At 70.3% G+C, this 13,000-nt stretch carries 13 protein-coding genes; 10 read left to right on the top strand and 3 right to left on the bottom strand.

The genetic code is table 11. The features are described from left to right. Positions 1–37: 37 nt before the first annotated feature. Together ACGFYU_RS09145 and ACGFYU_RS09140 are read right to left on the bottom strand one after the other, a co-directional pair. Complete coding sequence (locus ACGFYU_RS09145; protein ID WP_393826626.1) at positions 38–808, bottom strand: SURF1 family protein; 771 nt, start codon at positions 806–808, stop codon at positions 38–40. A gap of 43 nt (positions 809–851) precedes the next feature. Continuing rightward, positions 852–2,678: a prolyl oligopeptidase family serine peptidase gene (locus ACGFYU_RS09140; protein ID WP_393826625.1), complete on the bottom strand. Its 1,827-nt coding sequence runs from the start codon at positions 2,676–2,678 to the stop codon at positions 852–854. A gap of 101 nt (positions 2,679–2,779) precedes the next feature. On the opposite strand from ACGFYU_RS09140, the gene ACGFYU_RS09135 reads away from it, so the two are divergent. From ACGFYU_RS09135 to ACGFYU_RS09115, 5 genes are all read left to right on the top strand, one after another. Further along, a complete protein-coding gene (locus ACGFYU_RS09135; RefSeq protein ID WP_382637487.1) occupies positions 2,780–2,956 on the top strand; it encodes a hypothetical protein in 177 nt (58 codons plus the stop codon). Positions 2,957–3,022: 66 nt separating this feature from the next. Further along, positions 3,023–4,348 (top strand): cytosine deaminase, encoded by a 1,326-nt coding sequence (gene codA, locus ACGFYU_RS09130; RefSeq protein ID WP_393826624.1) that lies wholly within the window; start codon positions 3,023–3,025, stop codon positions 4,346–4,348. After that, a complete protein-coding gene (locus ACGFYU_RS09125; protein ID WP_393826623.1) occupies positions 4,332–4,922 on the top strand; it encodes an HD domain-containing protein in 591 nt (196 codons plus the stop codon). Before codA ends, ACGFYU_RS09125 begins: the two co-directional genes overlap by 17 nt. Positions 4,923–5,072: 150 nt before the next feature. Continuing rightward, positions 5,073–5,702: a dihydrofolate reductase family protein gene (locus ACGFYU_RS09120; protein WP_393826622.1), complete on the top strand. Its 630-nt coding sequence runs from the start codon at positions 5,073–5,075 to the stop codon at positions 5,700–5,702. A 9-nt stretch (positions 5,703–5,711) separates the two neighbouring features. After that, complete coding sequence (locus tag ACGFYU_RS09115) at positions 5,712–6,215, top strand: DUF5956 family protein (protein ID WP_393826621.1); 504 nt, start codon at positions 5,712–5,714, stop codon at positions 6,213–6,215. A gap of 3 nt (positions 6,216–6,218) precedes the next feature. Here the strand turns inward: ACGFYU_RS09115 and ACGFYU_RS09110 are convergent, their stop codons facing one another. Further along, positions 6,219–7,019, bottom strand: coding sequence for a DUF4239 domain-containing protein (locus ACGFYU_RS09110; RefSeq protein ID WP_393826620.1), 801 nt, complete (start codon positions 7,017–7,019; stop codon positions 6,219–6,221). Between the two features lie 626 nt (positions 7,020–7,645). Here ACGFYU_RS09110 and ACGFYU_RS09105 point away from each other — a divergent pair. From ACGFYU_RS09105 to ACGFYU_RS09085, 5 genes are all read left to right on the top strand, one after another. Continuing rightward, a complete protein-coding gene (locus ACGFYU_RS09105; RefSeq protein WP_393826619.1) occupies positions 7,646–7,966 on the top strand; it encodes a hypothetical protein in 321 nt (106 codons plus the stop codon). 173 nt (positions 7,967–8,139) lie between these two features. Next, complete coding sequence (locus ACGFYU_RS09100; protein WP_393826618.1) at positions 8,140–9,501, top strand: hypothetical protein; 1,362 nt, start codon at positions 8,140–8,142, stop codon at positions 9,499–9,501. Positions 9,502–9,652: 151 nt separating this feature from the next. Further along, complete coding sequence (locus ACGFYU_RS09095; RefSeq protein ID WP_393826617.1) at positions 9,653–11,710, top strand: GNAT family N-acetyltransferase; 2,058 nt, start codon at positions 9,653–9,655, stop codon at positions 11,708–11,710. After that, positions 11,707–12,189: an ASCH domain-containing protein gene (locus tag ACGFYU_RS09090; RefSeq protein ID WP_393826616.1), complete on the top strand. Its 483-nt coding sequence runs from the start codon at positions 11,707–11,709 to the stop codon at positions 12,187–12,189. The genes ACGFYU_RS09095 and ACGFYU_RS09090 overlap by 4 nt, the downstream gene beginning before the upstream one ends. A gap of 227 nt (positions 12,190–12,416) precedes the next feature. Further along, on the top strand, positions 12,417–12,938 hold the full coding sequence (locus tag ACGFYU_RS09085; protein WP_393826615.1) for a GNAT family N-acetyltransferase: 522 nt from the start codon (positions 12,417–12,419) through the stop codon (positions 12,936–12,938). Positions 12,939–13,000: the final 62 nt, after the last annotated feature.

The following is a 13,000-nucleotide window of genomic DNA, read 5'->3' as shown; positions in this document are numbered from 1 at the left end:
AGGGTCCGGGGCGGAGCCCCGGCAACGGCGCCGCAGGTCAGGCCGGGTCCGCCGCAGTCGGCACCAGGCCGGCCTCCGCATCGCGCAGGGTCTCCACCTCGCGCCGGTACAGCCGGAACCACATGAAGAGCACGAAGGCGACGAAGACGAACCACTCGCCCGTGTAGCCGAGGTTCTGGAAGGCCTTCAGGTCGAGACCGGTGTCGACCGGCGCCTGCGCGGGCACCGGAGCCATTCCGTCCGCCGGCGTCTGCACGGTCAGCCAGGCGTCGTACAGGTCGTACGGGACGAGGTTGACGAGCGAGGCCGCCCCGATCACCCCGAGCTGCCCGGCCGGCAGGCCGCCCTGGGAGTGGACCCCCTTCGTGCCGGAGTTCTCCGAGGCCTGGAGCGCGCCCGTGACCTCCACCCGCCCGGTCGGCGCGGCCGGCGCCTTCGAGGCGTCCGCGGTCCCCGGCAGCCAGCCCCGGACCACCGGGACGGCCTTGCCGGAGTCGGTCTTCAGCAGGGTCAGGACGTAGAAGCCGGTCTTCCCGTCGAGCCGCCGGTCGGGGACCAGCAACTGTTCGGCGTACTCGCCGGCCGTCGAGGCGAGGCGCCCGGAGGTCTTCTTGTCCACCGGAAGGAGCGAGTCCAGCGGCGTGGCGACCTGGTCGGCGGGCCGTTCGGCGGTCGCCTCCCGGTGGCTGTCGACGCGGTCCTCGAAACGGCCGAGCTGCCAGGACCCCATGAACAGGCAGAAGGGAACGGCGAGCGCGACGAAGACGTTGATCCCCCACCAGCGCGGGGTCAGGAGAAACCGGTGCACCCCACCACGGTACGGGGGGTGCACCGGTCGCCGTCCCGCAGGGTCAGGCGGGCATCCGCGGAGGCAGGTGCTTCAGCGCGAACTCCAGCTCCATGCGGACCTGCTTGATCCGCTCCTCCACGACCAGCGAGCCGTGCCCCGCGTCGTACCGGTACACCTCGTGCACGGCCCCGCGCGCCGCCAGCCGGTCCACGTAGTTCTCGATCTGTCGGATCGGGCAGCGCGGGTCGTTGACGCCCGCCGCGATGTGGACGGGGGCCTTCACCGCGTCCACGTAGGTCAGCGGCGAGGACGCCTCGAAGCGGTCCGGGACCTCCTCCGGCGTCCCGCCGAAGAGGGTGCGGTCCAGGGACTTCAGCGCCTCCATCTCGTCGTGGTACGCCGTCACGTAGTCCGCCACGGGTACGGCGGCCAGGCCCACGGCCCACGCCCCGGGCTGCGTGCCCAGCCCGAGCAGGGTCAGGTAGCCGCCCCAGGAGCCGCCCGACAGGACGAGGCGCGCCGGGTCCGCGAGGCCGGAGGAGACGGCCCACTCCCGGACCGCGGCGATGTCCTCCAGCTCGATCAGGCCGACCCGGTGCTTGAGGGCGTCCGTCCACTCGCGGCCGTAGCCGGTCGAGCCGCGGTAGTTGACCCGGACGACCGCGAAGCCGTGGTCCAGCCAGGCCGCCGGGGTCGCCGCGAAGGCGTCGCTGTCGTGCCAGGTGGGCCCGCCGTGGATCTCGAAGATCGTCGGGAAGGGGCCGTCGCCCCGCCCGGCCGGCCGCTGCGCGAGCGCGTGGATCCGGCCGCCCGGGCCCTCCACCCACACGTCCTCCACCGGTACGGAGCCGGGCGGGCGGAAGCCCGGGGCCTCCAGGACGATGCCGCCCGCGGTGGACCGTACCGCCGAGGGCTCGGCGGCCGAGGACCACAGGAACTCCACCGTCCCGTCGGGCCGCGCCGTGGCACCCGAGACCGTCCCCGGCGGCGTGTCCACCCGTACGAGGTCCCGCGCGGCCAGGTCGTACCGCCAGAGCTCGCTGCGCGCCTCGAAGCTGTGCGCGATGAGCAGGGCCGAGCCGTCCGGGTACCACTCGGCGCTGACGTCGCCCGGCAGATCGATGGCCAGGCCCTCCTGGGTGCCGGCGGCCACGTCCCACACCATCGGCTCCCAGCGGCCCCGCCGCTGGTGCCCGACGAGCAGCCGGGTGTCGCCCGTGACCGGCGCGAAGCCGAGCACCTCCAGGCCCAGCTCCTCGGTGCCGCCCTTGGAGTCGTCGAGCTCGGCGACGATGGTCCCGTCGAGGGTGAGCACGCGCACCGCGGAGTGCATGGCGTCACCGTGCTCGGTGTGCTCGATGGCGACCAGCGTCCCGTCGCGGGACAGGTCGCCGACGCCGGCCGACTCCGGGTGCCGGTAGATCACGGTGGGCGCGGAGCCGTCCGCGGGGACCACGTGGACGGTCGAGCCCTCCTCGTCGGTGGAGCGCCCGACGACCGCCGTCCCGTCCCGGCCGATCGCCAGCCCGGCCGGGTAGGAGGGCTTCAGCCCGGGGGTGGCGGGCTCGTCGGCGCCGCCCGCGAAGGGCTGGCGGACCCAGGTGCCGAACTCGTCGCCGTCGGTGTCGGAGAACCACCAGATCCACTCGCCGTCGGGGGAGAGGGTGCCGTCGGTGGTGCCGTTGGGGCGGTCGGTGGCCTGCCGCTGCGCGCCGGTGGTGCGGTCCCAGGCGTAGAGCTCGTACGTCCCCGTCGCGTTGGAGACGAAGAGGGAACGGTCCGGGGCGTCCTCCGCCCAGTCGGGCAGTCCGACGCGCGGCGCCCGGAAGCGCCTCTCCCAGTCGGGCATCTCGGGGGTGGTCTCGCTGTCGCTGGTCATGCCCCCCATTCTTGCCGCATCGGCCGCACGGCCCGCCGGGATGCCGACTGCTCCGAACGGGAGCACAGTGGAACCCGTACGCCTGTCCCGTGCTCCGAGGAGGAGTGATCATGGCCAAGAAGGCTCGTACCGGTCACCACGGTCACCACGCCCACGAGGATTCCGAGCGTGCGATGGCGAAGAACACGGCGGCCGAGGCACGCGCCAAGGCCGCGGTCAGGGACGTGCAGTCGCTCTCCGCCAAGACGCGGGGCATGCAGCAGAAGGCCCAGTCGAAGCGCGGCTGAGCCACGCCACCGGTCTCGGCCCGATGTTTCACGTGAAACGTCGGGCCGCCTGCGTACGCTGGCGCCATGCGGATGATCGTCCGGGGTGCCCGGCTGCTGCACGTTCACGGCCTCGTCGACGTGGAGGTCGCCGAGGACGGCCGCATCGCGCGGGTGGTCCCGTACGACGACCAGAAGGAACCGCCGGCCACCGGCGTCCTCATCGAGGCCCACGGCTCGCTGCTCAGCGCGCCCTTCGTCGAGCCGCACATCCACCTCGACACCGCCCTGACCGCCGGCGATCCGCGCCCCAACGCCTCCGGCACCCTCTGGGAGGGCATCGCCTGCTGGAGCGAACGCAAGCGGACCCTGACCCGCGAGGACGTCGTCGCGCGGGCGAGCGAGGTGCTGCGCTGGCAGGCCGCGCAGGGCGTGCTGCACGTCCGCACCCACTGCGACACCACCGACCCGGCCCTGACCGCGCTCGACGCGCTGCTGGAGGTGCGCGACCGGGTGCGGGACGTCATGACCCTGCAGATCGTGGCCTTCCCGCAGGAGGGGATCGTCTCCTTCCCCGACGGCGAGGCGCTGCTGCGCGAGGCGGTCCGGCGCGGGGCGGACGTCGTCGGTGCCATCCCGCACTTCGAGGACACGCGGGAGGACGGGGTGGCCTCGCTGCGGACGGCCTTCGCGCTGGCCGAGGAGCACGGGCTGCGCGTGGACGCGCACTGCGACGAGATCGACGACGAGCAGTCCCGGTTCGTGGAGGTGCTGGCCACCCTCGCACTGCGCTCGGGGCTGCGCGAGCGCGCCACGGCCTCCCACACCACGGCGATGGGCTCCTACAACGGCGCGTACAGCTTCAAACTCCAGCGGCTCCTGGCCCGTTCGGGCATCAACCTGGTCTCCAACCCCTTCGCCAACCTCAACCTCCAGGGCCGCTTCGACGCCTACCCCAAGCGGCGCGGCCTCACCCAGGTCAAGGAGATGCTGGCGGCCGGGGTCAACGTGGCCTTCGGCCACGACGACGTGATGGACCCCTGGAACGCGCTCGGCACCGCCAACCCGCTCCAGACCGCCCTCATCGGGCTGTACGCGGCCCAGCTCACGGGAGCGGACGAGATCCCGGTGGCCTTCTCGATGGTGACGGACCGTGCGGCGCGGGTCCTGGGCCTCTCGGACGCGGAATACGGCATCGCGGAGGGCGCCCCGGCCTCCTTCGTCCTCCTCCCGGCGCCGACGCCCGAGGAGGCGATCCGCCGCCAGGTCCGCCCCCGGTACGTCGTCGCCCGCGGCACCGTCATCGCCGAGACCCCGCCGGCACCGACCCGCCTGACCTGGCCGGGGGAGGCCCCGGCGGAGATCGACTTCAGTCGCGAACCTAGGCTCACAGGCCATGACATGGACGCTTGACATCCCATCGGCCCGCGCCGCGCTCGAGATCGCCTCGGAGTACGCGGACACCGCCCTGCTCAACCACTCCGTACGGTCGTACGCCTTCGGGGCCGAGTACGCGGACCGGCACGGCCTGACGTACGACGCGGAACTGCTCTACGTCTCGGCGCTGGTCCACGACCTGGGCCTGACCGCCCCGTTCGACAGCCACACCCTCCCCTTCGAGGAGGCCGGCGGCCACGTCGCGCGCGTCCTGACGGCGGGCCTGGGCTGGCCGAAGGACCGGCGGGCCCGCGCCGAGGAGGTGATCGTCCTGCACATGCGGGACGACGTGACGGCTGCCGAGGACGTGGAGAGCCACCTGCTCCAGGTCGGCACCAGCGCCGACGTGTCGGGCCTGCGCGTCGCCGAGTTCGACCCCTCCTTCACGGCCCGCCTGCTCGCCGCGTACCCGCGGGGCGACTTCGGCGCGGCCTTCACCGCCCTGGTCGAGGACCAGGCGCAGCGCAAGCCCGCCTGCGCGGCCGCCGCCTACGTCGCGGGCGGCGCGGCGGCCCGTATCGCGGCGAACCCGCTGGAGCGGCTGGGCTAGGCCGTCCCTTCGGACCGCACGGCGTCGTGGGCCCGCTCCGCGGTGACTGCGCGGAGCGGGCCGGGCGCGCCAGGTGACCCCCGGGCAGCCGGCGGCCCGGCACCGCACCCTGGAGGGGAGGGCGGTCTTCGCACGAGAGGGGCTCCCGGCATGAGCACGGTCTTCGCATCCATCGGCACCTCCCTGGACGGCTTCCTCGCCGGCCCGAACGCCCGCCCCGGCAACCCCCTCGGCGACGGCGGCGCGCGGATCCACCGCTGGGTCTACGAGGTGGAGGCCTGGCGCGAACGCCAGAACCTGCTACCTGGCGGGGGCGTCGTCGCCACGGTGGCCCATCCGTCCGCCGAGATCGTCGAGGAGAACTTCGCCCGGGCCGGCGCCTACGTCATGGGCCACCGCATGTTCGCCGAGGGCGAGCTCGCCTGGCCCGACCCGCCGCCCTTCCGCGCCCCGGTCTTCGTCCTCACCCACACACCGCGCGAACCGTGGGTCCGCGAGGGCGGCACCACCTTCCACTTCGTCACGGACGGACCGGAAGCGGCCCTGGACGCGGCCCGCAAGGCGGCCGGTGACAAGGACGTGCAGATCTCGGGCGGCGCCGAGACGGTCCGCACCTACCTCAACGCGGGCCTCGTAGACGAGCTGGAGATCCACCTCGCCCCGATCCTCCTCGGCTCCGGCACCCGCCTGCTCGACGGCGTTGACCCGGAACTGCGCCTCGCCCCGGACCGTACGGTCGCCACCCCCGAGGTCACCCACATCCGCTACCGCGTCGGATAGCGTGCCCGCATGTCGTGGGACGAGGACGGAACACCGCACCCGCTCGCACTGCGCCGCACCGGCCGGAGCGAACAGGAAGCGGACCGGCTGCCCGAGATCCGGGAGCTGGAGGTGCTCGGCTGGGAGCCGGCGCCCGAGGAACTGCGCTGGGCCTTCCTCCCGTACGTGTGGCCCCCGGCGGACCGCACCTGGATCCCGGACCGCTCCACGCACTGGGCCGTGGAGACCTCCCTGGACGGCCACGGCCACATCACGGACGTGGCCTGCGCCCCGCTCCCGGAGGCCGACCTGCGCGACCTCGACGGGGAGACGGACACCGCCATCGCCGCCCTGGGCCTCCCGCCCCGCCCCCGCGGCCGCCTCTGGCTCCTCCGCCCGGTCGGCTCCTTCCCCACGGTCGACTCGGTCCTCGACCACCTCGTCGCGGCGTCCGCGGAGCGCGGCGTACGACCAGGCCTCTCCACGGAATTCCTGAACCTGTCCGCCACGGAACTGGCCTCGCTGGCGGAGTAGGCCTCAGGGCCGGCCCGAGGCCCAGAACTGGGCCAACGTGGACTCCTTGAACGGCTGCGGACTGACGTTCAGATCACCCGCGAAGGGCCGGTCGAGGACCAGGACCAGCAGCAGACTGAAGCCGATCAGCCCCGCGACGGTCGCCACGAACAGGAACTGCATCTTCAGGCTGCGCAGACCGTAAAGAAAGGTGAGCAGGATGATCACCAGCGCGCCGCCGTAGACGAGCACTTGGAGCAGTACGGGCAGCTCGGTCGTGGCGATGTTGATCCGCTCGCGGCGCATCGCGGCCGCCTCGTTGAGCCGGCTGACGGCCTCCCCGTAGAAGGCCTGGTCGCGCGCGCTGTTCGGGTCGTAGGCCTGCAGGGCGTCGTACATCGCCCCCACCTGCTTCGAGGTCGCCTCGAAGCTCGGCGCGCCCTCCTTCATCAGCGGCCACTGCACCTCGACCACGGCGTGCACGTAGTCGTGCACGGCCCGGTCGACGCGCGCCCGCTCGGCGGACGGGAACGCCCGCGTGTCGCGGACGACCAGGGAGACGTCGGTGGCCTCCTGGGAGACCACGGTCTGCGCGTGGTCCAGCTGAGTCCACAGGGTGACGACCACGAACGCCAGGATGATCCCGTAGATCGCGCCGAACATGCCCAGCACGACACCGATCATCTCGTTGTGCTCGCCCTCGGCGAGGCGCGGGAACCGGCGCCGGGCGAACGCACTCCCCGCGACGGCCACGAGCACGATCGCGCCGACCATGAGCACGGCCAGCGCGACCGTGCTGAGGTGGTTGAGCAGCCACAGCGCCACGAGGACCTCCTGCCGGAACGAGGCCGCCGCGCGCCCTCCCGCCCCACGCTAGCCAGCCCCCCGACCACCCCGCGACCGCACACACCCGCCTGGCCGACCCCAAAGCCGACCCCGGGTGACCACGCCCCCGGAACGCCAATCAGGGCCTGATCCACTTGCGTGGATCAGGCCCTGATGTGGTCTTACGAAGTCGGGGTGGCGGGATTTGAACCCACGACCTCTTCGTCCCGAAGAACGTCCAACCAAGATCCGCAACAGCCAAAAAGATATCTGCGCAGGTCAGAGCGTTTGGGTGGGTGGGTCTGGAGCGGTCTCGCAGGGTCTCTGGGAGAACTTCTTCTCCCGGATTTCTCCCAGGCCCGGACTGCTGGCGGGGCTGGCTGTCACTATTCGCCACGTTGCGGGTGCAAGGCTTTGTTGGGTCGCACCGCTTGGCGTTTGGCGGCTTGGCCACGCCGTCTCGCCCACGCCGGATCCAGGCGCGGCTGCCCGCGTCGCTCTCTGGGTTGATATTTGGCTCGGCTGAGAACCAGGGAGCTGTCCAGGACGTGTTGTGCGACGAACACGGCACCGGCTGCGTTGAGTAGCGCTTCCCGCTGGAATTGTCTCCCCACGGAGGACTTCACATGATGAACGAGACACCCACTACAGGCTTCAGGGATGAGAGCACTCAGGAGCCGTCTGCGCCTTCCGTCGTCTCGGTGGACCTTGGGGACGGCCGCGGTGTTGTCACCATCTCGTCGCCGGAGTACGACCGTATCCAGGCGGCCGCCGAGCTCTACGTCTTCGCCGAGAAGAGGGGGCTGCGGCTGGTACGGGCCGATGGTCCGAACGGATATCTGGTGTCACAGGCGCTGGTACTCGACAACGTGCTCCTGCTTCCGCCTGACCGCCACCCGAGGGATGTGCTGTGCGACCTCAGGGTCGGATCAGAGGCGGTCCGCTGATTCCGATCACCCCAGTGGCGCTGGCCAGGTAGCGAATACGGCGAAACTGCGCACGGCATCGTCGCGGATTGGGTAGAGGGGAACTGCGCCGGATCTGAACCCCGTTACTCGGCGCTGACCGTAGACGGCGGCCTCAGCGTGAGGCAGGGAGATCAATGCATCGGTGGGCTTCCTTGAACGAGAGGCAGTTGAAGCTCCTGCGGACGCTGCATGGTGGCGAGGGCCTTGGTCCAGATCCCGGCCTGCGGCGGACGGCCTATGCACTGCGGGACCGGGGGCTGCTCGAAGTGGCCCGTGAGCAGGGTGAAGGCGTACGGACACAGGTGACAGAGGCCGGTGTCTTCTACCTGGAGCACGGCCACCACCCAGACGATCCGAAGCACGTCGCAGCCGAACGGCAGGGAGAGGCAGAGAAGAGGCTGCTCTCCTACGCAGATCGGCCGGTCGCGCGGGCGCGGCGGGCCAAGGCGGAACAGCTGGTTGAGCGGCTGGTCAGCGAGCGCAGGGTGGTCTTCCCCCACCCTGACGAGGATGAGGTGGGTGAGTGGCGACGGGTGATCGACTACGCCAAGCGTCACGGGCTCGTACCTCCGGGCCGACGTATCGAAAAGCAGCGGCTGTGGAATCGGGGGCGCGACCTTCAGATATCCCTCGAGGAAGGACCGCACCCCAACGAGAAGAGCCAGCGACCGGGGGAGGCCCCTGCCGTCCGGGTGCCGACTCGGATCCGCAAGCCGCATCGTGCAATGGCCGCATTCATGGAGGACGACAGCTGGCTGCACATGCCTTCTGCATCCCGGGCACGCTCGCTCCGGATCCTTCAGGCTCTGTGCTCCGAGGCTGAGCGACGTGGACACCAGGTTGCCGGTCCGGCCCCCGAAGTACGCACCCAGCGCTCAACCGCCCACGGAAGATGGGCTGCGCAGCGGGAAGGGTACGTGGAGCTGACCGTCGACGGCTTCACCTGCCGGGTGACGATCAAGCGGGAATATCCGGAGTCGATTGATCCGGAACGGGCGGTCGTGCTGATGATCGAGCTGCCCCACAGTCGGTCAGGCCGTCAGGGCAAGTGGGCCGATCGCAAGCGCTGGAAGCTGGAGGACGTGCTCGGAGCCGTCCTCCGGGAGATCGAACTGCGCGCCGTCGAGGACGCGCAGCGGAAGGTCGACGAGGAGCGGGCGGCGGCGGAGGGCAAGGCTCTATGGCTCGCAGCCATGGATGAGGCCCGGGACCGGGCAGTCGAAGCACAGCTTGCCGAAGTCCTGCGAGAGCAGTCGGGAGCCTGGCGGGAATCCCGGCTCCTGCACCAGTACTGTGACGCGCTGGAGCGGCGTCTTGTCGCAGCGGAGCCAGAGGAGAATGGTCTGGCAGACGCTCGGCGGTGGCTTGACTGGGCCCGCCGCTACGCGCAGTCCCTTGACCCGCTCGTGCTCCTGCCCGGCATGCCGAAGGCACGTGAGTTGGAAGCAGAAGACCTCAAGCCGTTCCTCAGGGGCTGGAGCCCGTACGGGCCGAGCCGGCATGGGGGTTCCTGACGGAGCACATATGCCGAGAGGAATGTTTCGGCCGCCCGGGCCGGAACTGATCAAAAAAGGACTGTCCGGCAGCCATCGCCGAGGTGTGCAGTGGGGAGCAGGACAGCGGAGATTGGCAGCATCGGGGCCTGGCGATCCGGAGGGGGAGCTCATGACGGTCAACGTGGTGCTGGTGTCGGGTGAACAAGCGGAGCTGATTGATGCCGCTGTGGCACTCGGGAACCGGTACACCAAACGGCTGGGGCTGCTGACCCCGCCCGCATACCAGCAGGCCGCGGATGAGGGTGGCCTGCTCGTGGCTTTGGAGGGCGAAGAGATCGTCGGATACGCGCTCTTCGGGCTGCCGAAGCGGAGCCCGTACGTGCGCCTGGCCCACCTATGCGTGGCCGAGGAGCATCGCCGCAAGAGCGTAGCCCGGCGGCTCGTGCAGTCCATCCGAGAACGTCAGGCCCATCGCCTCGCCATCAAGGTGAGGTGCCGTCGCGACTACGGGCTGAGCGACATGTGGACCAGCCTAGGGTTCGTGCCCCGTGGCGAAGGCCTGGGGCGTGGCCGGGAACGGAAGATCCTGGACTCCTGGTGGCTGGATCTCGGGCATCAGGACCTGTTCTCGGAGGCTGAGAGCGATGCCCTGTTGGTGGTGACCGTGGACCACTCGGTCTTCGCCGGCCTTGATGGAGGCGGCTCCGAACGGGAGGTCGAGGAGGCCCGCGCTCTGGAAGCCGGTTGGCTCACCGATCTCGTCGAGCTGGCGTTCACGCCGCAGCTCCTGCATGACGTGCACGAGGTGGCCGACAGTGCCGAGCGGCAGCACCGACGAGCCGACCTGTCGGGCCTCCGGCAGATCACCCCGGACCCGGAGGCGGTAGCCGCGCGTCATGCAGAGCTCGTGGCCGCGGTGGCCGGCGCACTCCCCGATATGCCGGTCGACGCGCGAACCCGTGCGCGGCTGCGGTACGTGGCCGAGACCTCCTGTACCGGGCTGCAATTGCTCGTGACGCGTGACCCGGGGCTTGCGCGGATGGCCGGCGTCGCCTGGGACGTCGCGGGAGTCAAGGTGGTGGCACCCTCCGTCGTCACCTTGCACGTGGACGAGCTTCTGCAGGCGCAGGTATACCGGCCCAGGGACCTCATGGGAACCGTGTTCTCGGCGGATGAGGTCGCTGTCGGCAGCGAGGCCGATCTCGTCTCGTTCTTCGACCAGGGGGAGCATGAGGGCGGGCTCGCATTCGAGCAGCGTCTCAAGAGCTTCGCCCCGGGCGCGATCCTGTGGCGACGGGAGCTACTGCGGGACGGAGAGGGGCAGCCGGTTGCTTTGTACGTATGGGCTCTGGACGGCAGGACCCTGAACGTTCCGGTTCTGCGCACTGCTGGGCACGTGCTGGAGGAGACGCTGGCCCGCCAACTGCTCTTCATGCTCAAGCGCCTCGGGCGTGAGCGCGGGGCACAGGTCATCCGGATCACCGACCCGTATCCATCGGCGGTGGCCAAGGCGGCGGCAGGCGCAGACGGTTTCGCCGCTAACGAAGACGGCCTCACCGCCCTGCTCGTGGATGTATGCGGTGTCGCCTCGGAGGTTTCCCGCGCAGCCGCTGACATCGCACAGCGCCTGGCTCTCACCGTGCCCGCACTGCCCGCTGACCTGTCCGCCGAGGTAGCGAGTGTTGCCGAGCGAGCCTGGTGGCCGGCGAAGGTCATGAATTCCGGGCTGCCGTCGTTCATCGTGCCCATCGAACCCCGCTGGTCTGCCGACCTGTTCGACTTTCCCACGATGCTGCTGCCGAGGGACGACGTCCTCGGGATCAGCCGCGAGCACGTCTACTACCGCTCCCCCGGCCGTCGGAACGAGAGCGTTCCGGGTCGGCTTCTCTGGTACGTGAGCCGGGGGAACCCCGGTGAGCAGGGGCAGATGGTGATCGGTTGTTCCCGCCTCGATGAGGTGGTGATCGATGATCCCGACACCCTCTACTCGCAATTCGAACACCTGGGCGTATATGGTCGTGAGCAAGTCAGGGACGCGGCCAAACCCTATGGCAGGGCCATGGCGTTGAGGTTCTCGGACACCGAGATGTTCCCCGTGCAGGTGCCCTACAGGCGTCTGCGTGTGCTGGCGGAGAATCTGGGACTAGCGTTCTCGCTGCAACAGCTGTCGAAGATCAACAGCAGGCTGTTCCAGGCGGTCTACGAAGAGGGGCACCGAAAGACGTGAACGATCCGGAGCGCGCGATGCTGCTGTCCGTCCACCCCCGGTTCGCGACCGCGATCCTTGCCGGGAGCAAGACGGTGGAGGTGCGGCGGCAGCGTGTCGCCGCACCTCCCGGCACTCCCGTCCTCCTGTACGCCACCGCGCCGACGATGGCCATCGTCGGCGCGGCCCGCATCGCTTCGGTCCAGGTGGCCTCTCCCCGGGAAGTGTGGTCGACCAGCCGTACACGCGCGGGTATCAGTCGCCGCGAGTACGACGCATACATGAGTGGTGCGAGCCGGGCCAGTGGGCTCACGCTGGCTGATCCGGTGACCTTCCAGGAGCCGGTGCCGCTCACGGCCCTCCGGGCCATCGGTACCTTCCACCCGCCGCAGAGTTACCGCTACGTGAAGCAGATCGACCTCCGCCAGATGGCGGAGGCTGCACCGAACGGAGTCGACGAGGCTCTGCGCGACCTGCTTGGTGACCTGGTCCCTGCCTGAGTGTCACAACGGCCGCAACCAGAGCTTGGGCGCGACGTGGCTCAGCGGCTGGGCCGAAGGTCACAACACTCCCTCTGGTCGGTGACAGGGCGACGTCCCTCATTGTGTGCAGCCCCGTGTCCGGCTCTGGAGACCTCCACCAGCCTGTGCACCGATGACTCGACAGGCCGAAGGGCGACATCCGGCGCAAACTGATTGCTGTGACCCTGCGATCAGCCGGTCCACTGATGCGAACCGGCCCCGACGCACCCGTTGTCGTGCGGCGCTTTGCCGAGGATGACTCGGTAGAGGAGCTGACCCGGCTGCTCCATCGTGCGTACGCCGACCACTCCGCCGCAGGGAGGATCTTTTTCGCCTCCTACCAGTCCTTGCAGGACACAGCCAACCGTCTGGGCAAGGGGGAGTGCTGGGTCGCACGCCGGGGGGACGCGCTGGTGGGCACAGTGACAGTGGCGGCTCCTCACGCGGTTCCGGAGGGGTACCCCGCGCCAGCCACCGCCGGCTCGTTCTGGCAACTGGCCGTGGACCCGTCGGAGAGGGGCACTGGGCTCGGGCAGCGCCTAATGGATCTCGCAGAGGAGCGGATCACGGCGCTGGGTTCCGCCCAGGTCGTCATCGACACCTCGGCCAAGGCAACCGAGCTCGTCGGCTGGTACCGCCGGCGTGGCTACGTGCTGGTGGGCACGTGGCGGTGGGACGTCACCAACTACGAGAGCGTTGTTCTGTCGAAGGCTCTGTTGGCCCGCTGAGTGCGTGGGGCGAAGCTGCAGGCGGCGGCCCCCGCGGGGGACATCCGCCTGCAGCGTGCTGC

The organism is Streptomyces sp. NPDC048337, assembly GCF_043201175.1.
Classification (GTDB): domain Bacteria; phylum Actinomycetota; class Actinomycetes; order Streptomycetales; family Streptomycetaceae; genus Streptomyces.
This window is presented reverse-complemented; position numbering and strand designations above follow the sequence as displayed.

What these genes read in the sequence shown, in the direction of transcription:
- ACGFYU_RS09095 (WP_393826617.1), top strand. Translation starts at nt 9,653, where the DNA reads ATGACGGTCAACGTGGTGCTGGTGTCGGGTGAACAAGCGGAGCTGATT.
- ACGFYU_RS09120 (WP_393826622.1), top strand. Translation starts at nt 5,073, where the DNA reads ATGAGCACGGTCTTCGCATCCATCGGCACCTCCCTGGACGGCTTCCTC.
- ACGFYU_RS09125 (WP_393826623.1), top strand. Translation starts at nt 4,332, where the DNA reads ATGACATGGACGCTTGACATCCCATCGGCCCGCGCCGCGCTCGAGATC.
- ACGFYU_RS09085 (WP_393826615.1), top strand. Translation starts at nt 12,417, where the DNA reads ATGCGAACCGGCCCCGACGCACCCGTTGTCGTGCGGCGCTTTGCCGAG.
- ACGFYU_RS09115 (WP_393826621.1), top strand. Translation starts at nt 5,712, where the DNA reads ATGTCGTGGGACGAGGACGGAACACCGCACCCGCTCGCACTGCGCCGC.
- ACGFYU_RS09140 (WP_393826625.1), bottom strand. Translation starts at nt 2,678, where the DNA reads ATGGGGGGCATGACCAGCGACAGCGAGACCACCCCCGAGATGCCCGAC.
- ACGFYU_RS09135 (WP_382637487.1), top strand. Translation starts at nt 2,780, where the DNA reads ATGGCCAAGAAGGCTCGTACCGGTCACCACGGTCACCACGCCCACGAG.
- codA (WP_393826624.1), top strand. Translation starts at nt 3,023, where the DNA reads ATGCGGATGATCGTCCGGGGTGCCCGGCTGCTGCACGTTCACGGCCTC.
- ACGFYU_RS09105 (WP_393826619.1), top strand. Translation starts at nt 7,646, where the DNA reads ATGATGAACGAGACACCCACTACAGGCTTCAGGGATGAGAGCACTCAG.